Genomic DNA, 19,795 nt, shown 5'->3' with positions numbered 1-19,795 from the left:
GCTACACTGGCTCTCCATGAGCACGCCTCTCGACAGACCGGACAGCGGGGGTCTCGCGACCCTCGATCGCGAGCTCGAAGAGCTCATCCGCGAAGAGAACATCGAGCCCGGCGATCACGAGCGCTTCTCGCATTACGTGAAGAAGGACAAGATCCTCGAGTCGGCGATCACCGGCAAGCCGGTGCGCGCGCTGTGCGGCAAGAAGTGGACACCGGGTCGCGACCCCGAGAAGTTCCCGGTGTGCCCGCAGTGCAAAGAGATCTACGAGTCGCTCATCAACTGAGCGGCCTCTCCCCGCATCCGGCCCCTCCGCGCCTCCGCGCGTGAGGGGCCGTTCTCGCGGCCGCGAACCGCTTGGCGCCATGATCGCCGGCTGCGAACGGTGCGGCGCGAGGAGCGTCCGTCGCCGTCCGCGTGCTGTCAGGCCCGAACGCACGGGGACGGCGATCGCCGGCCGCACGGGCGGGGCGGCTCGCCGGGCGCCCGAGGTCCGTCACCGTCCGCGCGCCGTCACGCTCCCACGCACGGGTAACGGCGATCGCCGGCCGCGCGGGCGGGCGAGGAGGCTCGCCGGGCGCCCGAGGTCGTGCCCTTCACGGGCTCGCGGGTCAGACCGCCTCGCGGTACTCCGTGGGCAGGGCGGGGTCGGCCTTGCTCAGCGCGAGTGCCCGCACGGGCAGCTCCTCGCGCACGCGTGCGTGGTGGGCCCGCGCCGCCTGCACGCCCGCGGTGCCGAGGGCGGCGGCCTCCGCCTCGCCGTTGTGCATGAGGGTCGTCTGCAGGGGGCGGGCGTCGGGGTGTTCGGCCGCCGTCGACAGCTCCTCGAAGCCGTCGCTCACGACGATGAGCTCCGAGGTGGCGGTGCCGGCGTCGAGCGTGCGGAAAGCGGCCTTGCGGCCGCCGTGCGACGCCTTCTGCGCCGAGGCTTTCGCCACGCCCACCCAGGAGCCGTCGGCGGCTTCACGGGCCACGAGCTTGAAGACCAGCCCCGCGGTGGGAACCCCCGACCCGGTCGCGACCGAGGTTCCGACGCCGTAGGAGTCGACGGGGGATGCCGCCAGGGCGGCGAGGGCGTACTCGTCGAGGTCGCTCGTGACGGTGATGCGCGTGCCCGTGGCGCCGAGTTCGTCGAGCTGCGCCCGCACCTCTCCCGCGACGATCGGCAGATCGCCCGAGTCGATGCGCACACCGCCGAGCTGTGTGCCCGCGACCCGCACGGCGGTGCGCACGCCCTCGGCGATGTCGTAGGTGTCGATCAGCAGGGTCGTCCCGCTGCCGAGGGCGTCGACCTGCGAACGGAACGCGTCCTCCTCGCTGTCGTGCAGGAGCGTCCAGGCGTGCGCGGCGGTGCCCATGGTGGGCACGCCCCAGCGCCGGCCGGCCTCGAGGTTGCTGGTCGCCGAGAATCCGGCGATGTAGGCGGCGCGGGCCGCGGCGACCGCCGCCTCTTCGCTCGCGCGGCGCGAGCCCATCTCCGCGAGCGGCCGGTCTCCGGCGGCGACGCTCATGCGCGCCGCAGCGGTCGCCACCGCGGAGTCGTAGTTCAGGATGCTCAGCGCCAACGTCTCCAGGATCACGGCCTCGGCGAACGTGCCCTCGATGGTCAGCAGGGGGGACCCGGGGAAGTACACCTCGCCCTCGCGGTAGCCGGTCACCGAGCCCGTGAAGCGGTAGTCGGCGAGGAAGTCGAGGGTCGTGGCATCCACGACCTTCTCATCGCGGAGGTAGCGCAGCTCGTCGTCGCCGAAACGGAAATCCCGGATGGCGTGGAGGAGGCGGCCCGTCCCGGCGACCACACCGAAGCGGCGTCCGCCCGACAGGCGTCGCCCGAAGACCTCGAACACGCACCGGCGCTGGGCCGTGCCGTCGCGCAGCGCCGCATCGAGCATCGTGAGTTCATAGCGGTCGGTGTGCAAGGCCGTGCTGCGCGTCATCGCGCCAGCCTATTGCGATGCCCCGGAATGCCCGGGCGTCGCGACCCCGCTTGACACCCGGTCCGCTGCAGGACTCCTGCAGAATCCGGCCCGCAGGCTGCCGGCTGACGCCGCCGGGCGGATTCTGCAGGAGCTGTGCTCGACCGGGCAGGGCGCCGACGGCCTCGCCCCGCGCGCGGGCCCGGGCATCCGTTCGCGCCTCTCCCCGCGCCCCGCGTGCGGGTACAGCCCTCCGCCCCCGCGTCCTCCGCTCGTGCCCTCCGCCCTCGCCCCATGCGCGAGTCCGGGCGTCCGTCCGCGCCCTCCGCCGTCGCCCCGCGCGCGGATACAGCCCTCCGTCCCCTCCCCACCGCGCGTCGAGGCATCCGCCGCTCCGACCCCGCCCGGTAGGCTTGACCCCTATGGATGACGCGCCGATCGGGATCTTCGACTCGGGAGTCGGCGGTCTCACCGTCGCCCGGGCCGTGTCGGCGCAGCTGCCGCGCGAGTCGATCCTCTACATCGGCGACACCGCCCGCTCGCCCTACGGCCCCAAGCCCATCGCCGAGGTGCGCAAGTACGCGCTCGAGGTGCTCGACACCCTCGTCGATCAGGGTGTGAAGATGCTCGTGATCGCGTGCAACACCGCCTCCGCGGCCATGCTGCGCGACGCGCGCGAGCGCTACGACGTGCCCGTCGTCGAGGTGATCGGCCCGGCCGTACGCACGGCGATGTCGACCACGCGCAACGGCCGTATCGGCGTCATCGGCACCGCCGGCACCATCGGCTCGCGCGCCTACCAGGACATGCTCGAGGTCAACGAGCGTCTCACCGTCTTCGCCGAGGCGTGCCCGCGCTTCGTCGAGTTCGTCGAGGCCGGCGTCACCGACTCGCCCGAGGTGCTCGCCACCGCCGAGCGATACCTCGCGCCGCTCCGCGACGCCGAGGTCGACACCCTCGTCCTCGGGTGTACGCACTACCCGTTCCTCGAGGGCGCGATCAGTTATGTAATGGGCCCCGACGTGAGCCTCGTCTCCAGCGACAGCGAGACCGCCAAAGACGTCTACCGCCAGCTCGTCTCGCGCGATCTGCTCGCGAGTCCGGATGCCGTGCCGAGCCACCGCTACGAGGCCACCGGTTCATCCGCCGACGATTTCCTGCGCCTGGCGCACCGCCTCATGGGCCGCGAGGTGCGCGAGGTGCAGCTCGTGCAGACCGGCGCCATCGACCTGCCGCGCTGAGGCGTGGCATCCATCCCGTCCCGAGGAGGACCCGTGACCCGTAAAGACGGCCGCACCACCGACCAGCTCCGCCCCGTGACCATCGAACGCGGGTGGTCGGCGCATGCCGAGGGCTCCGCGCTCATCACGTTCGGCGGCACCAAGGTGCTGTGCACCGCGTCGTTCACCAACGGCGTGCCGCGCTGGCTGACCGGCAAGGGCAAGGGCTGGGTCACCGCCGAGTACGCGATGCTGCCGCGCGCGACGAACAGCCGCAACGACCGCGAGAGCATCAAGGGCAAGGTCGGCGGCCGCACGCACGAGATCTCGCGCCTGATCGGCCGGGCCCTGCGCGCCGTCGTCGACACCAAGGCGCTGGGCGAGAACACCATTGTCATCGACTGCGACGTGCTGCAGGCCGACGGGGGCACGCGCACCGCGGCCATCACGGGGGCCTACGTGGCTCTCGCGGATGCCATCGCCTGGGGCCGCGAGAAGAAGTTCATCGGCCAGCGGGCCGAGGTGCTGCGCGACTCGGTCGCCGCGGTGTCGGTGGGCATCATCGACGGGGAGCCGATGCTCGACCTCGCCTACGTCGAGGACGTGCGCGCCGAGACCGACATGAACGTCGTCGTCACCGGCCGCGGCCTGTTCGTCGAGGTGCAGGGCACCGCCGAGGGCGCGCCGTTCGACAAGGCCGAGCTCGACAGCCTGCTCGAGCTCGCGGTGAACGGCTGCGCCGAGCTGCGCGGCATCCAGACCGCGGCCCTCGAGGGCTGAGATGGCGCGCATCGTCCTGGCGACGCATAACGCGCACAAGGTCGAGGAGTTCCAGGCGATTGTCGCCGCCGTCCGCCCCGATCTCGAGGTCGTGGCGTACGACGGCCCGGAGCCCGTGGAAGACGGCGTGACGTTCGCGGCGAACGCGCTCATCAAGGCGCGCGCGGCCGCGGCGCACACGGGGCTGCCGGCCCTGGCCGACGACTCGGGAGTCGCCGTCGACGTGCTGGGCGGTTCGCCCGGCGTGTTCTCGGCGTACTGGGCGGGGCACAAGAAGGACGCCACGGCCAACCTCGAGTTGCTGCTGGACCAGCTGTCCGACGTCGCCGACCCGCACCGCACCGCGCAGTTCGTGTCGGTGATCGCGCTCGTGCGCCCCGACGGAGCGGAAGACACCGTCGAGGGCCGCTGGCCCGGTCGCCTGGCGACGCGGCCCGCCGGGCCGGGTGGCTTCGGGTATGATCCGATCTTCATCCCCGATGGGCAGCCCGCCGACGCCGAGCGCACGGTCGGGCAGTGGACGGCGGCCGAGAAGAACGCCGAATCGCACCGGGCGAGGGCGTTCGGTCACCTCGCGCCCCTCCTCGCGACACTCTGAGCGTGTAGACCCGGGGGGATGACCGCCGTGCCGTCGATATCGATCGTCATCCCCGCCTTCAACGAGCAGTCCGTCATCGGCCGGTGCCTCGAGGCGGTCGCGCGGCAGACGCTCGCCCCGCACGAGGTGCTCGTCGTCGACAACCGCTCCACCGACGACACGTGCGCCATCGTCGAACGGGCGGTGGCGCGGCATCCGCACCTCGGCATCCGGCTCCTGCACCAGGACGCGCGGCAGGGTCTCGTGCCCACCCGCAACCTCGGAATGGATGCCGCGACGGGCGACGTGCTCGGGCGCATCGACGCCGACACCGCGATCATGCCCGACTGGGTCGAGCGGGTGACCGAGACGTTCGCCTCGGGCGAGGTGGATGCCGCCTCGGGGCCGGTCGTGTACTACGACCTGCCGCTGCGCAGCATCGGTCAGCAGATCGACGACCGCCTGCGCCGGCTGCAGGTGCGCCTCGCCGGCGACTTCGTCTTCCTGTTCGTCAGCAACATGGCGGTGCGGCGGTCGGCGTGGCTCGACGTGCGGGAGTTCCTCTGCGACGACGTGGCCGACGTCATGCACGAAGACCTCGACATCGCGATCCACCTCGCGCTCGGCGGACACCGCATCGGCTACCGCTCCGAGATGGTGGCGGGGATGTCGGCCCGACGCCTCGACGACCGACCCCGCGACTTCCGGCGCTACATCGACCGCTTCGAGAACACCTACCGCGCGCACGGCATCCGCGACCTGCGGCTGCGGGCGCCGATGGCGGTGTTCCTGGGCGTATACCCGGCGCTGCACGCGCACCGCCGTATCCAGGCGCAGCTGAACGCCCTGCGCTCCTGAGGGCGGTTCTCATTCCCGAGTTCCGCGGGAACACGCGGGCCGCATCGCACCGCGCCTAGCCTGGAACCATGCACGATCACGCGCCCTCCGGTGGCATCCGGGATGCCGGCAACCGGCGCCTGCTCGCCACCGCGCTCGCGTTGACGGTCACCGTCATGCTCGTGCAGATCGTGGGCGCGATCCTCTCCGGGTCGCTCGCCCTGCTCGCCGATGCGGCGCACATGTTCACCGACGCCGCTGCCCTCGTCGTCGCGCTCGTGGCCACGGCGATCGCCGCGCGTCCGGCCGACGACCGCCGCACGTTCGGGTACCAGCGCGCCGAGGTGCTCGGGGCGCTCGCGAACGGCGTCATCCTGATCGTGCTGTGCGCGTGGGTGGGCGTCGAGGCGGTGCAGCGGCTCTTCACGCCCGCCGAGGCCGAGGTGGAGGGCGGGCTCATGCTCGTCGTCGCGACGGTCGGCATTGTCGCCAACGCGGTGTCGATGTGGCTGCTCAGCCGGGCTCAGAAGCGCAGCATCAACATGCGCGGCGCATACCTCGAGGTGCTGGGCGATCTCGTCGGTTCGATCGCGGTGATCGTCGCGGCGATCGTCATCGTCACCACGGGGTTCACGCAAGCGGATGCCCTCGCCTCCCTGCTCATCGCGGTGCTGATCGTGCCGCGCGCGATCGGTCTGCTGCGCGAAGTGGTCGTCGTCCTCACCGAGTCCGCTCCCGTGGGCGTGCACGTCGCCGAGATCCGCGAGCACCTGCGCGGAGCCGACGGCGTCGTCGACGTGCACGACGTGCACGTGTGGCAGCTGACCCGTGGGGCTCCGGTGTTCAGCGCGCACGTCATCGTCGACGACGCGGCGCTCACCGACGGCCGGGCGGCGGCGATCCTGGCATCCCTGCAGACGTGCCTCGCCGATCACTTCGACGTCGAGCACTCGACGTTCCAGCTCGAGCCCGCGGGCCACGTGGAGCACGATTCGCGCCACGCGTAGCCGTCGACCCCGGTGGCTTCGACAGGCTCAGCCACCTCTCTGCGGGTCCGCATCGCGCGCTGTGCCCGCCCCGCCGCAACCGACGTCCGTGAGCTCGCGACCGAGGCCCGTGAGCTCGCAACCGAGGTCGGTGGGCTCGCGACCGAGGTCCGTGAGCTCGCGACCGAGGTCCCTGACCTCGCAACCGAGGTCCCTGACCTCGCAACCGAGGTCCCTGAGCTCGCAACCGAGGTCCCTGAGCTCGTCGAAGGGACCGGACCCCTCACTCCTCCCGCACGACCTCACCGGGGCTCTTGTCGGGCCGCAGGCCCCGCCAGCGCGCCTGGCGCAGGATGCCGCCGGGCGTGAACTCCGCGAACTCCACTTCTCCCACCAGCTCCGGTCGCACCCACAGGGCGTCGCTCGCATCCGCGGCGGGGACGCCGACGAAGGGATCCGCGTCGGTGCGGAGCGGCTCGAGCAGCGCGCTCAATCGAGCGAGCGTCTTCTCCCCGAACCCCGATCCGACGCGCCCCGCGTACTGGAGCCCGTCGGCCCCGGGGACGCCCACCAACAGCGATCCGATCGCGCCCGCGCGGTTGCCCTTCCCCGGTCGGATGCCGCCGATCACGACCTCCTGCGTCCGCGAGTGCTTCACCTTGAGCCACTGCTCCGATCGCACCCCTCGGTGGTACGTCGACCCCGGGTCTTTGACCACGACCCCCTCGAGGCCGAAGCGGCTGCTCGTCGACACCGCGGCATCCACGTCGTCGAAGACCGGCGGCACCATCACCGGCGCGTCGGCTCCGCCCGCGAGGTCCTCCAGCACCCGGCGCCTCTCCGACAGCGGCAGGGATGCCACCTCCCGCCCAGCCGCCGAGAGCACGTCGAACAGGTACAGCTGAACGGGGGTGCGCTTCGCCTCGCGCTCGATCTCGCGCGGCTGTAGGAGGTTCATGCGCTTCTGCAGGAGCGGGAAGCTGGGCCGCCCGTTCGCGTCCAGGGCGACGATCTCCCCGTCGAAGACGGCGGGGTCCGCCCCGAGTCCCAGATCGACGCCGGTCAGCTCGGGATACGCGGCGGTGAGGTCGTTGCCGTTGCGCGAGCGCAGCCGCAGGCGTGTCCCGTCCCAGATCCCGACACCCCGGATGCCGTCCCACTTCATCTCTACCCACGGGGTGCCGCCCCAGCGGGCCGCGGCGGCCCGGGCGATCCCGGGCGTGGCGGAGGTGGCGAGCATCGGGCGCAGATCCGCCACGGTCGGCGGTCCGGTCGGACCCTCCGCGGGACGTCGCGCCCCCGCCGCGGTCCCGCCTCCGGCGCCCGTCGCCGTGTCGTGTTTGTCGGCGTGCGACGCGCTCGGGTCGACTCGGGCGGAGTGATCGCGAGCCACCACGGGGTTGCCCTCGCCCTGTGCGCGCCCCTCGGCATCCGTCTTCATCCGGTGCAGCAGCCACTGCGACTTCTCGCCGCGTCCTTCCGTGCGGATCAACGCGAGGCGCACGCGGCCGAGCGGTCCATCGGAGCGGCCCGTGAGCGTGGCGATCACCTCGTCGTCGCGCCACTTCTCGAGCTCGTAGGTGCCGGTGTCCCACACGGTCATCGTGCCGGCGCCGTACTCCCCGCGGGGGATCTCTCCCGCGAAGTCGAGGTAGGCGAGCGGGTGGTCCTCGGTCATCACCGCGAGGCTGTTCTTCGCCGTCGTCGGCGGCACTCCCTTCGGCACCGCCCAACTGACGAGCACGCCGTCGCGTTCGAGACGCAGGTCCCAGTGCAGGCGCGAGGCGTGGTGCTCCTGGATGACGAACCGGGGTGCACCGTCGGGGGCTGGCGCACCGCCGGGCGCCTCGGGGATCGGCTCGGGGGTGCGCCCGGCCGCACGCTTGGAGAGGTACGCCCGAAGGGGCTCCTGATCCCGTTCGACAGGCGCGAGCGGATCACCCTCCCGGTCGAGCACCTCGCTGAAGAGCAGATGCCGGAGATGGGGATCGTCGAGCTCGGCCCAGGTACGGGGAGCCGCCACGGTGGGCTGCGGGCGCCCGCGCAGCGAGTAGGGCGCGATCGTCGTCTTGGAGCCGTTGTTCTGGCTCCAGTCGATGAACACCTTGCCGGGCCGGGCGGCTTTCGCCATCTGGCTGACCACGAGGTCGGGGTGGTCCGCCTCGATCGCGCGGGCGAGTTCTTTCGCCACGGCGCTGACCGCCTCGCTCGACTGCCGGGCGTCGAGGCGCGCGTAGAGGTGGATGCCCTTGCTGCCGCTGGTGACCGGCAGCGGATCGAGCCCGATGTCGCGCAGGATCTCCCGCGCCCACCGGGCGACCTCGGCGCACTCCGCGAGGCCCACGCCCGGACCGGGGTCGAGATCGAGCACCAGGCGGTCGGGGTTCTGCCGTTCGCCTTCGCGCGTGAAGCGCCACTGCGGCACGTGCAGTTCGAGGCTCGCGACCTGGGCGAGGTGCACGAGGGTGGGCAGGTCGTCGACGAGGGGGTAGTCCTTGGCACCCGAGGAATGGTCGATCGGCAGGCGCCGCACCCACGTCGGCGCTCCGGGCTCGAGGGCCTTGGCGAAGAACGGCGTGCCCGGATCGGCTTCGGTGCCCACCCCGTCCGGCCAGCGCTTGCGGGTGACGGGCCGATCGGCGAGGTGGGGGAGCAGTCGCGGGGCGATGCGGGAGTAATAGTCGATCACCTCGCCCTTGGTGGTGCCCGTCTCGGGGTACAGCACCTTGTCGAGGTTCGACAGTCGCAGCCGGCGACCGCCGATGCGCACCGTCTGCTCCGTCATCGCCCCAGCGTAGGGCGGAGGAGGTGGGGGATGCCGGAGGGGTTGCGGTCCGGCGTCGGCCCCGGTGGCTTCGACGAGCTCAGCCACCTGCGCACGTGAGGTCCCTGAGCCCGTCGAAGGGACCGGGACCCCTTGCGCGCCGGTGGCTTCGACAGGCTCAGCCACCTGCGCACGTGAGGTCCCTGAGCCTGCCGAAGGGACCGGGACCTTTTGCGCCCGGTGGCTTCGACGAGCTCAGCCACCTGCGCACGTAAGGTTCCTGAGCCTGTCGAAGGGACCGGGACCCCCTCGCCGGCGCAAGGGTCTCGGCATCCACCCCCCTTCGGGTGTTCACTGGGCACATGCGATCGATCTGGAAGGGCGCCCTGACCTTCGGCCTCGTCAACGTGCCCGTGAAGGTGTACTCCGCGACCGAGGACCACGACGTCTCGCTGCACCAGGTGCACAACGTGGACGGCGGGCGCATCCGCTATCAGCGCATCTGCGAGATCGACGGCGAGGTCGTGCCCTACCAGGACATCGACCGGGCCTACGACGACGGCGAGCAGACGGTGGTGCTCACGAAGGCCGACCTGGCCTCACTGCCCAGCGAACGCAGCCGCGAGATCGAGGTCGTCGAGTTCGTGCCCAGCGAGCAAGTGGACCTGCTCACGCTCGACAAGGCCTACTACCTCGAGCCCGACTCGTCGTCGCCCAAGGCCTATGTGCTGCTGCGCAAGACGCTCGAGCAGACCGATCGCACGGCGATCGTCCGGTTCTCCCTCCGCCAGAAGACGCGCCTCGCCGCCCTGCGCGTCCGCGGCGACGTGCTCGTGCTGCAGACGCTGCTGTGGGCCGACGAGGTGCGCGAAGCCGCGTTCCCGGCACTCGAGGAGAGCGTGCGCATCTCGGCGAAGGAGTTGGAGATGTCGGCATCCCTCGTCGACAGCTTCTCGAAGGACTTCGATCCCGAGGAGTTCACCGACGAGTACCAGCAGGAGCTGCGCACCCTCATCGACGCCAAACTCGAGCAGGGTGACGCCCTCGACACGGATGTCACCTTCGGGAAGGCCGAGGACGACGACGGCGGCGAGGTCATCGACCTGATGGAGGCCCTGCGGGCGAGCGTCGAGCGCTCGCGAGCGGCGCGAGGCGAGAAGGCCGAGCCCGCGAAGAAGGCCCCGGCCAAGAAGAAGACGTCGAAGGCGTCGTGACCTCTGGCGCGGGATCCGGCCGCGCGCGGAGGGGCCCGGTCCCTTCGACAGGCTCAGGGACCTGTGGGGCGGGGGCTCAGGGACCTGCGGGGCTGATGCTCAGGGACCGGAGGGACTGATGCTCAGAGACCGTTGGTGCTGCGGCTCGGAGACGTCTGGGCGCCCGGGGGATCAGCGGGTCGGCTGGTCTCCGTCTTCGAGGGTCTTCGGGTCGAGCGTGAGCGACTGGGCCTCCGCGGGGGTGACCGCGCCCTCGCGCTTGGCGGCGGCGCGCTCGCGGAAGAAGTGGATCGCGACGAAGAGCGCGGTGCCCGCGACGGCGGCGAGCAGGATGACGTCGATGTACTCCGTCACGATGTCGCGGATGAAGGGGATGTACCCCACGGCGTAGCCGAGCATCGTGAGGCCGATTCCCCAGAGGACCGCGCCGATGAAGTTGTACAGGGTGTACTTGCGCCACGGCATGTGTCCGACGCCCGCCGCGATGGGGGCGAAGGTGCGCACGACCGGGACGAAGCGGGCGAGGATGACGGTCAGCCCGCCGAAGCGTTCGAAGAACGCGTTCGTGCGCTCGACGTTCTTCTTGCTGAAGATGCCGGAGTCCTTGCGCTCGAAGATCGAGGGCCCCGCCTTGTGCCCGATGTAGTAGCCGACCTCGCCGCCGACGAACGCGGAGACGCCGATCGCGAGGGCCACCCACCAGGCGTTGATCCCGAAGACGCCGTTGGGGGCGGCGGGCGTGGCGTGCGAGAGCAGTCCCGCCATGATCAGCAGCGTGTCGCCCGGAAGCAGGAAGCCGATCAGCAGGCCGGTCTCGGCGAAGATGATGAAGCAGACGACCAGCAGCGCCCAGGGCTGCGAGTTCGTGATGATCGTCGCGGGGTCGAGCCACGGGAGCAGTGCGGCGGTGGTGTGGATCACATCGGTCCCGTTCGGGTCGGAGAGTCGGTGCTGGCGAAGCGTGGAACGTGCGGAAGGGGGGACTTGAACCCCCACGCCCGAAGGCACAGGAACCTAAATCCTGCGTGTCTGCCGATTTCACCACTCCCGCGAGTGGGATCAGTCTAAGCGCGAGCGTGCGTGCGCTCGATGTGAACGAGCCGTCAAACGTGCGCGATCTCACCCGCGACGACCGCCGACCCGACGGCGCGTCGACACGCCCCGGGGAATGCTCGCGCGCCGACGGGGTTTCATTCCCGTATGAAGGCGATCACGTATACCCAGCCCGGTGACTCCTCCGTCCTCTCGCTCGTGGAGCGGCCGCTGCCCGAACCCGGCCCCGGAGAGGTGCGCGTGCGCATCACGGTCTCGGGGGTGAATCCCACCGACTGGAAGGCGCGCGAGAGCGCGGGACGCCCCCTCCCATTCGACGAGATCACCCCGAACCAAGACGGAGCGGGGATCGTGGATGCCGTCGGCCCCGGCGTCGAGAACCTCTCCGCGGGCCAGCGGGTCTGGGTGTACCTCGCCGCCCACCAGCGCCCGACCGGAACCGCGGCCGAGTACTCGATCCTCCCGGCCGAGCGGGCTGTCCCCCTCGCGGACGGTGCGTCGTTCGAGGTCGGCGCGAGCCTCGGCGTGCCCGCGATGACGGCCCACCGCGCCCTCACCGTCCACGAGGACGGTCCCTCGCGTCTCGCACCCGGCGCGCTCGCCGGCCGCACCGTGCTCGTTCAGGGCGGCGCCGGGGCCGTGGGCCACGCGGCGATCCAGCTCGCCGTCTGGGCCGGCGCGACGGTGATCGCCACGGTCAGCAGCGACGAGAAGGAGAAGCTCGCACGCGCGGCCGGAGCCCACCACGTGCTGCAGTACCCGAGCGCGTCGCTCGCCGACGGCATCCGCGAGATCGCCCCCGACGGGGTCGAGCACATCGTCGAGGTCGCCATCGCCGACAACGCGGCCCTCGACGTCGAGGTCGTCGCCAACCACGGCACGATCGGCTACTACGCCGACAACGGCGGCGACACCTTCACTGCCCCCGTGCGGGTCAGCTTCGCCAAGAACGTCCGTTGGCAGGGACTCCTGCTCTACACGGTGGGGGAGCGCGCGCTCGCCGCGGCCGCCGAAGACGTCGCCGCGGCGGTGGCCGACGGTGCGCTGCCGGTCGGCGAGGCCCACGGTCTGCCGCTGACGTGGTTCGACCTCGCCGACACCGCCGCGGCCCACGACGCCGTCGCCCAGGGCGCCACGGGCAAGGTCCTCATCCGCGTGGCCGAGGGGGAGTGACCCCTCAACGGTGAACCGCTGAGACCCCCACGGGCAAGGTCCTCATCCGAGTGGCCGAGGGGGAGTGACCCCGTCACGACGAACCGCCGGGACCCTTACGGGCCCCGGCGGTTCGTCGTCGATCGATCAGTGCTGGGGGCGGCGGCGGGCGATCACCGTTCCGACCGCGACGATCAGCCCGAGAGCGAGCATGCCGGCGCCGATCGCGGGCAGTGGTGTTCAGGTCCGCCGAGCGCGCCGCACGACGACCGCCGCCACCAGCATCGCCGCCGCCGCTGCCACGAGCGCCGCGGGGCTGCCGAGGCGGTGGGCGAAGGCACCCAGCACGGCGCCCGCGACGAGCGCGGCCCACAGCAGCAGGGGACGACGCCAGGCCGTCCGCGAACGGCCCGTCAGGAGGGCGGCGAGCCCCAGGCCGAGGCTCACCAGGGTGCCGGTGGAGTAGGTGATCGCGACGCGCGCCCGATCCTCCGCGAGGAAGAGCGTGTTGAGCGCGCCCATCGCCGCCGCGAGCAGGCCCGCCCGCCACAGCGTGGAGGGTCCGGCGGTCGCGAGCAGCGCGACGAGCCCTACCGCCAGGGCCGAGCCGGCGATGACCCCGGCCTGTGCGCGACGCGAGCGCGGGCGGACGACGCCGCCGACGACGACACCCGAGACGAACGCCGCGATGAGGCCCAGCGGCACGGCGGCGAGGGCGAGCGAGGTCGGGACGTCGACCGCGCCCTGCGTGGAATTGCCGCTCATGAACGACACGAACAGCCCGCCGGTGTCGAGGTAGCCGACGGCGTCGACGAAGCCCGCGACCGCGGCGAGACCGGCCGACAGCGCGAGGGCTCCGCGTCCGACGTGCTGCACCGTGCCTCCTCGCCCCGGGCCGTGGAGATCGAGGCGCTCCATCGTCGTCCCGGAGCCGCCCGCCGGGCAAATCCGCCGGCACGCCCCGCGCGGGTGGTGCTCTCGTGTCAGCGCGTCCGCGGGACGTACCGCGGCACCCAGCGGATGAACCCCACCGCTCCGAGCACCGCGACGGCGCCCATGGCGCCGACACCCACCGACAGCGACGCCACCGCGGTGAGCGCCGACACGATCAGCGGGGCGACGGCGCCACCGGCATCCGTCAGCGTGCGCCACGACCCGAGGAACGCCGCGGGTTCGTTCGGCGGGGCGATGTCGGCCCCGAGGGTGAGCAGGATGCCGCTGGACAGACCGTTGCCGACACCGAGCACCGCGGCGAACATGGCGTACCACATGGCCGCGGAACCCAGATCGTGCGTGAACGACAGGGCGAAGAACCCCGCCCCCATCAGGATCATCGCGGGCAGGGCCGCCCACAGACGCCCGAAGCGGTCCATGACCTGGCCGCTGGCGTAGAACAGCGCGAAGTCGATCGCACCCGACACCCCCACGACCACCGCGATCGTGCCGGCGTCCAGCCCGAGCGACACGCCCCACAGCGGCAGCACCACCTGCCGCGCCGATCGCACCGCCGACAGCGACGCCGCAGCCAGGCCCAGGCGCGCCAGCACGCCCCGGAACCGCCACATGGTGCGGAACACCCCGGCGCGCTCGACGGTCGGGATCGAGCCCGTCACGGGTTCACCGGTGTCTTCCGCCTCGCGGGAGTCGCCGTCGGCACGGCGCGCCCCCGCGCCCACGGGCACCGCCTTCTCGGGGTCGGGACCGAAGAACACCAGCAGGATCGTGGCGACCTGACACACGGCGAAGAAGACGATGGATGCCGTCTCGTCACCGAAGACGGCCAGGAGGGCCGCCGAGATGAACGGGCCGACGAACATCCCCAGGCGGAACGTTCCGCCCAGCAGTGACAGCGCCCGCGCACGGAAGGTCAGCGGGACGCGCGTGGTCATGAAGGAGTGGCGGGCGAGCGCGAACGACGCGGCGCAGAAGCCGATGAGGAACACCGCGGCGGCGAAGAACGCCAGCGACTGCGCGAACACGATCCCGGTCAGCCCCGCGAGGACGACGATCCCGGCCACGCCCATCGTGAGGCGCTCGCCGAAGCGGGCGACCGCCCAACCGGCGGGGATGTTGCCGCACAGCTGGCCCACGACGAGGGCGGCGGCGACGAGAGCGGCCACGGCGACGTCGGCGCCGAGGCGGTTCGCGATGACTGGGATGAGGGGGATCACGGCCCCCTCTCCGAGCGCGAAGAGCAGGGTGGGGCCGTAGATCATCGGTGCGAAGCGCACGAGCACGTTCCGGGGAGAGTCGGCTGTCACCGTCTCCACGATAGGCTTGCCGTCTCATGCTCGAACTCGATTTGACCGCCGACATCCAGGCGCTGCGCTCGACCTTCGCCGATATCCAGGCCGTGGTCGACGTCGACGCACTCAAAGCCGACATCGATCGCCTCAGCGAAGAAGCCGGTGCCCCCGACCTCTGGGACGACGTCGAGAACGCTCAGAAGGTGACCAGCCGCCTGAGCCATCGGCAGGCCGAGCTCAAGCGCGTGTCGGAGATCGAGCAGCGCCTCGACGACCTCGAGGTGCTCGTGGAGCTCGCGATCGAGATGGACGACGAGGACTCCGCCGACGAGGCCCGTCGCGAGCTCGCTGCGCTGAAAGACGTGATCGGCCAGCTCGAGGTGCAGACGCTCCTCGACGGCGAGTACGACCCGCGTTCCGCGGTCGTGACGATCCGTTCGGGAGCGGGCGGCGACGACGCCACCGACTTCGCCGAGATGCTGCTGCGCATGTACCTGCGCTGGGCCGAGCGCCACAAGTACCCCGTGAAGGTCATGGACACCTCCTACGCCGAGGGCGCCGGCATCAAGTCCGCGACCTTCGAGGTCGACGTGCCCTACGCCTACGGCACGCTGTCGGTCGAGGCCGGCACCCACCGGCTCGCGCGCATCAGCCCCTTCGGCGGCGCCGACAAGCGCCAGACGAGCTTCGCCGCGGTCGAGGTCATCCCCGTGATGGAGGAGGCCGTCGAGGTCGACGTGCCCGAGGGCGACATCCGCGTCGACGTGTTCCGTTCGTCGGGCCCCGGTGGGCAGTCGGTCAACACGACCGACTCCGCCGTGCGCATCACACACCTGCCGACCGGCCTCGTCGTGTCGATGCAGAACGAGAAGTCGCAGATCCAGAACCGCGCCGCCGCCATGCGCGTGCTGCAGACGCGTCTGCTCCTGCTCAAGCGCGAAGAAGAGGCCGCGAAGAAGAAGGAGCTCGCCGGCACGATCACCGCGAGCTGGGGCGACCAGATGCGCTCCTACTTCCTCTACGGCCAGCAGCTCGTGAAAGACCTGCGCACCGGTTACGAGGTCGGCAACCCCGCCGTCGTCTTCGACGGCGACCTCGACGGTCTCATCGCGGCCGGCATCCGCTGGCGCAAGCGCAAAGACGACGACGACTGATCGTCCCCCGTTCGTCGAGAGTCCTGTGGATGCCGCTGACCCGGCATCCATAGGGCTCTCTCGGTTTGGCGACACGGCGCGTCCTGACGGGCTGCCCCGCACCCGCGCTTAGGCTCGTCGAGCCATGATCCGGTTCGAGAACGTCACCAAGAGGTATCGCGGCACCGCGAAGCCCGCCCTCAACGCCGTCGACTTCGAGGTGCAGCGCGGGGAGTTCGTCTTCCTCGTCGGAGCCTCGGGTTCGGGCAAGTCGTCGTGCCTGCAGCTCATCCTGCGGGCGGAGACCCCGAGCGAGGGGCGCGTCGTCGTGCTCGGCCGCGACCTGCGCACGCTGTCGAACCGCAAGGTCCCCTACTTCCGCCGGCACATCGGGTCGGTCTTCCAGGACTTCCGCCTGCTGCCGAACAAGACCGTTCACCAGAACGTCGCGTTCACGCTGCAGGTCACGGGCGCCTCGCGCGGTTTCATCCAGCAGGCCGTTCCCGAGGTGCTCGCGCTCGTCGGCCTCGACGGCAAAGAGAAGCGTCTGCCGCATGAGTTGTCGGGTGGGGAGCAGCAGCGCGTCGCGATCGCGCGCGCGCTGGTCAACCGCCCGCAGGTGCTCCTCGCCGATGAGCCGACCGGAAACCTCGACCCCGGCACCTCGATCGACATCATGCGCCTGCTCGCGCGCATCAACGCGGGCGGGACGACCGTCGTCATGGCCACGCACGAGGCCGGCTTCGTCGACCAGATGCAGCGCCGCGTGATCGAACTGCGCGGGGGAGAGATGGTGCGCGACGAGCGTCACGGCGGCTACGGCGACACCGCCAGCCTGCCCCGGCTCGCGCCCGAGGTCGAGAAGGGCGCCGCCGCGGTGGCCGCCCTCACCGCGGTGCTGGAGGTGCAGCGCGAGGTGACGAGCGTGACCGGTCCGGTGGAGCCGCTGCCGTCGGCCGTCACGCGGCCCGCCCCCGCCCCCGCTCAGGATGCCGCGGCTTCCGCCCCCGCAGCGACCGCGCCCGCGGCTGAACCTGCGCGAGAGCCCGGCACCAACACACGCTCCATCCCGGTCACGACTCCCGACGTCGAGGCCCTCGGGGTCGCCGACCGCCTGGGTCTCGGCGCGAAGACAGACCGCAACGACGAAGTGGGACCCACGTCATGAGGTTCGGGCTCATCCTCTCGGAGGCCTTCACCGGTCTTCGCCGCAATGCGTCGATGGTGATCTCGGTCATCCTCGTGACCTTCGTGTCGCTCACCTTCGTCGGCGCCGCGATGCTCATGCAGATGCAGATCGGCAAGATGCAGTCGTACTGGGCCGATCGGGCTCAGGTCGCGGTCTCCATGTGCGCCACGGTGTCGGACGTCGACACGTGCACCACCGGTCAGGCGGCGACGCAGGAGCAGATCGACGCGGTGACGGCGAAGCTCGACGGCGATGCCCTGGCCCCCCTGATCCGCGACTACACCTATGCCACCAGCGAGCAGGTGTTCGAGAACGCCAAGGGCCTGCTGCCCGACGACATCATCGGCGTCGTCACGGCGGACCAGTTCAACGCGACCTTCAGCATCAACCTCGTCGACCAGAACCAGTCGGACGTCATCATCGAGGCCTTCAGCGGCCAGGCGGGCGTCGAAGAGGTCACGAATCAGATGCAGTACCTCGAGCCGCTGTTCCAGGCGTTGACGGTGGCGACCTACGTCGCGGTCGGCATCGCGGGGCTCATGCTGATCGCCGCCGTCCTGCTGATCGCGACCACGATCCGCCTCTCGGCCTTCGCCCGACGTCGCGAGCTCGGCATCATGCGCCTCGTGGGGGCGTCGAACCGCTTCATCCAGACGCCGTTCATCGTCGAGGGCGTGCTCGCGGCGTTGATCGGGTCGGCTCTGGCGAGCGTGGCGGTTTGGGCGATCGTGGGCGTGGGCGTCAACCAGTACCTGCGCGACCGCATCGGGTTCATCACCTCGTGGGTGGGGGTCGGCGACGTCGCTTTCGTCATCCCCGTCATCGTCGTGATCGGCGTGATCCTCGCCGCGCTCAGCGCGAGCTTCGCGATCCGTCGCTGGCTGCGCGCCTGAGCGCGGTGCCGCAGCGGCGGTGATCCGGTAAGCTGAGGGGCTCCGTGTGCCCATGATCATGAGGAGGTGGCACCATGCCTCGTGAGCAGGGTGAGAAGCTCATCGCGTCGAACAAGAAGGCGCGCCACGACTACGCCATCGAGAAGACGTACGAAGCCGGTCTCGTGCTGACCGGCACCGAAGTGAAGTCACTGCGCCAGGGGCGCGCGAACCTCACCGACGGCTACGCGTACATCGACGGCGGTCAGGCGTTCCTCGACGCCGTGCACATCCCCGAGTACTCGCAGGGGCATTGGACGAACCACTCCGCCAAGCGCACGCGCAAGCTGCTGCTGCACAAGGAGGAGATCATCAAGCTCTCGCACGCGGTCTCCGCCGGGGGGTACACCCTTGTGCCGCTGCGGCTGTACTTCCTCGACGGACGCGCGAAGGTCGAGATCGCGGTCGCGAAGGGCAAGCGCGAGTTCGAGAAGCGTCAGACGATCCGCGAGCGCGAAGACAAGCGCGAGGCCGAGCGCGCCATGCGCACGAAGAACCGCCTCGGCGAGTGAGACGGACCCGCTGAGGCGGGCGGGGCTTCTCGCAGCCGGCGTGATCACTCCGCGCGGAAGCGTCCCTCCACGACCGAGGTCACGACGATCTCGGGTGGTTGAAGACTGAACGACGATCCTCCCGCGGACGCCGCCATCAGGCGCGCACCCATCGGGGCGGGTGCCTCGGGGCGGGTCGCGAGCAGCCCGGCATCCGCGATCTCGACGGCGGCGACGGATGCCAGGCCCAGCGCATCGGCGTAGGCGGTGGCGCGCTCGACGGCCACGTGCACGGCTTCGGCGGCGACCTCGCGCTCGGTGCGCGCGCGGGTCTTGGGGGAGAGACGCCAGTCGACGGAGGTGACCTGCACGTCGTCGGACTCGGTGACGTCGCCGAGCCACCACGACAGGGCGCCGGCGTCGATGAACGTGGCCGAGAGCTCGACGGTGGCGTGGTGGACGAGGGGGAGTTGTGCTCCCTCGGCGTTCCACGGCCGGTCGGACCAGACCGAGACGCGGGCGCTCGACCACTCCGACACCTCGCCCGAACGCAGGTGCGCGACGAGGCCGTCCTGCACGCTCGAGGCCCGCTCCTGCGCCTGCTCGACGACGGGGCCGCGAGAGGGGCCGTCGACCGAGACGGTGACCCGCACGGCGGCCTCCTCGGCGCGCACGCGGGCGCTGCTCTCGCCTCGGACGGTGATGACGACGTCGCTCATGCGGTGAGCCTACGCGAGGGTGGACCTCGTCGCCGGGGTCGCCGGGACCGTCGGGCGCCGGGTCCGCGGCCGGCTCGGACGGTGCGGAGGAATTTCTGAGTCCGCGATGCGTTGTAGACTGTGATGCTCGGGTGCTTCGGCTCCCGGCTTGGCAACTCAACAGCGTGACAACGGCCGCTCCTTGACGGAGTTCCCGGGGCTGATCGGTTTCGACAGCGTCTGCGAACCCGCGAGAAAGCGGGCCGAGGATGTGGGGTTATCTCGTAAACGCTCCCTGCAAAACAATAAGTGCCAATGCTAAGCGCACTGACTTCGCCCTCGCTGCGTAAGCGAGCCCGATAGTCCGTCAGACCGTGTGTGACCCCGCCACGGATTCTGGCGTCATTTAGGGGTCTTGCTGTGTGACGGCGTCTGGACGTCACGCGGGACTTTTCCCAGGCTGGGCTCGTCGACTTAGGTGTCTGTGACAAAGGTCGGAGCCGAGCAGAACGTCTGCACAGACTGCGCCCGGAGAAAACGCGGAGACCCAGCGTTGGACGGGGGTTCGATTCCCCCCAGCTCCACGAGCCGTTGTCACGGTGAGTTCGTC

General features: G+C 70.9%; 18 protein-coding genes, 1 tRNA gene and 1 other RNA gene. 13 read left to right on the top strand and 7 right to left on the bottom strand.

Annotated elements, in window-relative coordinates; all coding sequences use genetic code 11:
- The first annotated feature begins 16 nt into the window (after positions 1–16).
- Entirely contained in the window at positions 17–283 is a 267-nt protein-coding gene (locus tag RWH44_RS11250; protein ID WP_243498275.1) for a DUF3039 domain-containing protein, read from the top strand.
- A gap of 325 nt (positions 284–608) precedes the next feature.
- Here the strand turns inward: RWH44_RS11250 and RWH44_RS11245 are convergent, their stop codons facing one another.
- Entirely contained in the window at positions 609–1,934 is a 1,326-nt protein-coding gene (locus RWH44_RS11245; RefSeq protein WP_316004629.1) for a nicotinate phosphoribosyltransferase, read from the bottom strand.
- A gap of 401 nt (positions 1,935–2,335) precedes the next feature.
- Here RWH44_RS11245 and murI point away from each other — a divergent pair, with 401 nt between their 5' ends.
- The 5 genes from murI to RWH44_RS11220 all read left to right on the top strand — a co-directional run bounded on the left by murI (position 2,336) and on the right by RWH44_RS11220 (position 6,334).
- The gene (gene murI, locus RWH44_RS11240) at positions 2,336–3,154 is read left to right on the top strand and encodes a glutamate racemase (RefSeq protein WP_316004628.1); all 819 of its coding nucleotides are present in this window, start codon (positions 2,336–2,338) and stop codon (positions 3,152–3,154) included.
- Between the two features lie 33 nt (positions 3,155–3,187).
- Complete coding sequence (rph, locus tag RWH44_RS11235; protein ID WP_316004627.1) at positions 3,188–3,913, top strand: ribonuclease PH; 726 nt, start codon at positions 3,188–3,190, stop codon at positions 3,911–3,913.
- A 1-nt stretch (position 3,914) separates the two neighbouring features.
- On the top strand, positions 3,915–4,511 hold the full coding sequence (gene rdgB, locus RWH44_RS11230; RefSeq protein WP_316004626.1) for an RdgB/HAM1 family non-canonical purine NTP pyrophosphatase: 597 nt from the start codon (positions 3,915–3,917) through the stop codon (positions 4,509–4,511).
- 18 nt (positions 4,512–4,529) lie between these two features.
- Positions 4,530–5,348 carry a glycosyltransferase family 2 protein gene (locus tag RWH44_RS11225; RefSeq protein ID WP_316004625.1) on the top strand — a complete coding sequence of 273 codons (819 nt, stop codon included), beginning with the start codon at positions 4,530–4,532 and terminating at the stop codon, positions 5,346–5,348.
- A gap of 68 nt (positions 5,349–5,416) precedes the next feature.
- On the top strand, positions 5,417–6,334 hold the full coding sequence (locus tag RWH44_RS11220) for a cation diffusion facilitator family transporter (RefSeq protein ID WP_316004624.1): 918 nt from the start codon (positions 5,417–5,419) through the stop codon (positions 6,332–6,334).
- Between the two features lie 262 nt (positions 6,335–6,596).
- Here RWH44_RS11220 and RWH44_RS11215 read toward each other — a convergent pair whose 3' ends face one another.
- Positions 6,597–9,098 carry an ATP-dependent DNA ligase gene (locus RWH44_RS11215; RefSeq protein WP_316004623.1) on the bottom strand — a complete coding sequence of 834 codons (2,502 nt, stop codon included), beginning with the start codon at positions 9,096–9,098 and terminating at the stop codon, positions 6,597–6,599.
- A gap of 341 nt (positions 9,099–9,439) precedes the next feature.
- Between RWH44_RS11215 and ku the strand changes: the two genes are divergently transcribed.
- Positions 9,440–10,291: a non-homologous end joining protein Ku gene (gene ku / locus RWH44_RS11210; protein WP_316004622.1), complete on the top strand. Its 852-nt coding sequence runs from the start codon at positions 9,440–9,442 to the stop codon at positions 10,289–10,291.
- Positions 10,292–10,462: 171 nt separating this feature from the next.
- Here the strand turns inward: ku and RWH44_RS11205 are convergent, their stop codons facing one another.
- Both RWH44_RS11205 and RWH44_RS11200 read right to left on the bottom strand, forming a co-directional pair.
- Entirely contained in the window at positions 10,463–11,212 is a 750-nt protein-coding gene (locus tag RWH44_RS11205; RefSeq protein WP_298872110.1) for a DedA family protein, read from the bottom strand.
- Positions 11,213–11,260: 48 nt separating this feature from the next.
- Positions 11,261–11,342 (bottom strand) — tRNA-Leu (locus tag RWH44_RS11200).
- 149 nt (positions 11,343–11,491) lie between these two features.
- Here RWH44_RS11200 and RWH44_RS11195 point away from each other — a divergent pair.
- The gene (locus tag RWH44_RS11195) at positions 11,492–12,517 is read left to right on the top strand and encodes an NADPH:quinone reductase (RefSeq protein ID WP_316004621.1); all 1,026 of its coding nucleotides are present in this window, start codon (positions 11,492–11,494) and stop codon (positions 12,515–12,517) included.
- 219 nt (positions 12,518–12,736) lie between these two features.
- On the opposite strand, the gene RWH44_RS11190 is transcribed toward RWH44_RS11195, so the two are convergent.
- Positions 12,737–13,372, bottom strand: a complete 636-nt coding sequence (locus RWH44_RS11190) for a DUF1275 family protein (protein WP_316004620.1) — start codon at positions 13,370–13,372, stop codon at positions 12,737–12,739.
- Between the two features lie 107 nt (positions 13,373–13,479).
- On the bottom strand, positions 13,480–14,712 hold the full coding sequence (locus RWH44_RS11185; RefSeq protein WP_316004649.1) for an MFS transporter: 1,233 nt from the start codon (positions 14,710–14,712) through the stop codon (positions 13,480–13,482).
- Between the two features lie 71 nt (positions 14,713–14,783).
- On the opposite strand from RWH44_RS11185, the gene prfB reads away from it, so the two are divergent.
- The 4 genes from prfB to smpB all read left to right on the top strand — a co-directional run bounded on the left by prfB (position 14,784) and on the right by smpB (position 18,508).
- Positions 14,784–15,896: a peptide chain release factor 2 gene (prfB, locus tag RWH44_RS11180; protein WP_316004619.1), complete on the top strand. Its 1,113-nt coding sequence runs from the start codon at positions 14,784–14,786 to the stop codon at positions 15,894–15,896.
- Between the two features lie 124 nt (positions 15,897–16,020).
- The gene (ftsE, locus tag RWH44_RS11175; protein ID WP_316004618.1) at positions 16,021–17,043 is read left to right on the top strand and encodes a cell division ATP-binding protein FtsE; all 1,023 of its coding nucleotides are present in this window, start codon (positions 16,021–16,023) and stop codon (positions 17,041–17,043) included.
- Positions 17,040–17,957 (top strand): permease-like cell division protein FtsX, encoded by a 918-nt coding sequence (gene ftsX, locus RWH44_RS11170; protein WP_298872122.1) that lies wholly within the window; start codon positions 17,040–17,042, stop codon positions 17,955–17,957. Before ftsE ends, ftsX begins: the two co-directional genes overlap by 4 nt.
- A 74-nt stretch (positions 17,958–18,031) precedes the next feature.
- Positions 18,032–18,508: an SsrA-binding protein SmpB gene (smpB, locus tag RWH44_RS11165; protein ID WP_074696877.1), complete on the top strand. Its 477-nt coding sequence runs from the start codon at positions 18,032–18,034 to the stop codon at positions 18,506–18,508.
- A gap of 44 nt (positions 18,509–18,552) precedes the next feature.
- Here smpB and RWH44_RS11160 read toward each other — a convergent pair whose 3' ends face one another.
- Positions 18,553–19,206 carry an SIMPL domain-containing protein gene (locus RWH44_RS11160; protein WP_316004617.1) on the bottom strand — a complete coding sequence of 218 codons (654 nt, stop codon included), beginning with the start codon at positions 19,204–19,206 and terminating at the stop codon, positions 18,553–18,555.
- A gap of 195 nt (positions 19,207–19,401) precedes the next feature.
- On the opposite strand from RWH44_RS11160, the gene ssrA reads away from it, so the two are divergent.
- Positions 19,402–19,772: a transfer-messenger RNA gene (gene ssrA, locus RWH44_RS11155) on the top strand.
- Positions 19,773–19,795: the final 23 nt, after the last annotated feature.

Source organism: Microbacterium phycohabitans, assembly GCF_032464935.1.
GTDB classification, from domain to species: domain Bacteria; phylum Actinomycetota; class Actinomycetes; order Actinomycetales; family Microbacteriaceae; genus Microbacterium; species Microbacterium phycohabitans.
The sequence above is the reverse complement of the archived record's forward strand: the minus strand, read 5'-3'. Positions and strand labels throughout refer to the sequence as shown.

What these genes read in the sequence shown, in the direction of transcription:
- RWH44_RS11250 (WP_243498275.1), top strand. Translation starts at nt 17, where the DNA reads ATGAGCACGCCTCTCGACAGACCGGACAGCGGGGGTCTCGCGACCCTC.
- RWH44_RS11245 (WP_316004629.1), bottom strand. Translation starts at nt 1,934, where the DNA reads ATGACGCGCAGCACGGCCTTGCACACCGACCGCTATGAACTCACGATG.
- murI (WP_316004628.1), top strand. Translation starts at nt 2,336, where the DNA reads ATGGATGACGCGCCGATCGGGATCTTCGACTCGGGAGTCGGCGGTCTC.
- rdgB (WP_316004626.1), top strand. Translation starts at nt 3,915, where the DNA reads ATGGCGCGCATCGTCCTGGCGACGCATAACGCGCACAAGGTCGAGGAG.
- RWH44_RS11225 (WP_316004625.1), top strand. Translation starts at nt 4,530, where the DNA reads ATGACCGCCGTGCCGTCGATATCGATCGTCATCCCCGCCTTCAACGAG.
- RWH44_RS11220 (WP_316004624.1), top strand. Translation starts at nt 5,417, where the DNA reads ATGCACGATCACGCGCCCTCCGGTGGCATCCGGGATGCCGGCAACCGG.
- RWH44_RS11215 (WP_316004623.1), bottom strand. Translation starts at nt 9,098, where the DNA reads ATGACGGAGCAGACGGTGCGCATCGGCGGTCGCCGGCTGCGACTGTCG.
- ku (WP_316004622.1), top strand. Translation starts at nt 9,440, where the DNA reads ATGCGATCGATCTGGAAGGGCGCCCTGACCTTCGGCCTCGTCAACGTG.
- RWH44_RS11195 (WP_316004621.1), top strand. Translation starts at nt 11,492, where the DNA reads ATGAAGGCGATCACGTATACCCAGCCCGGTGACTCCTCCGTCCTCTCG.
- RWH44_RS11185 (WP_316004649.1), bottom strand. Translation starts at nt 14,712, where the DNA reads ATGATCTACGGCCCCACCCTGCTCTTCGCGCTCGGAGAGGGGGCCGTG.
- prfB (WP_316004619.1), top strand. Translation starts at nt 14,784, where the DNA reads ATGCTCGAACTCGATTTGACCGCCGACATCCAGGCGCTGCGCTCGACC.
- ftsE (WP_316004618.1), top strand. Translation starts at nt 16,021, where the DNA reads ATGATCCGGTTCGAGAACGTCACCAAGAGGTATCGCGGCACCGCGAAG.
- ftsX (WP_298872122.1), top strand. Translation starts at nt 17,040, where the DNA reads ATGAGGTTCGGGCTCATCCTCTCGGAGGCCTTCACCGGTCTTCGCCGC.
- smpB (WP_074696877.1), top strand. Translation starts at nt 18,032, where the DNA reads ATGCCTCGTGAGCAGGGTGAGAAGCTCATCGCGTCGAACAAGAAGGCG.
- RWH44_RS11160 (WP_316004617.1), bottom strand. Translation starts at nt 19,206, where the DNA reads ATGAGCGACGTCGTCATCACCGTCCGAGGCGAGAGCAGCGCCCGCGTG.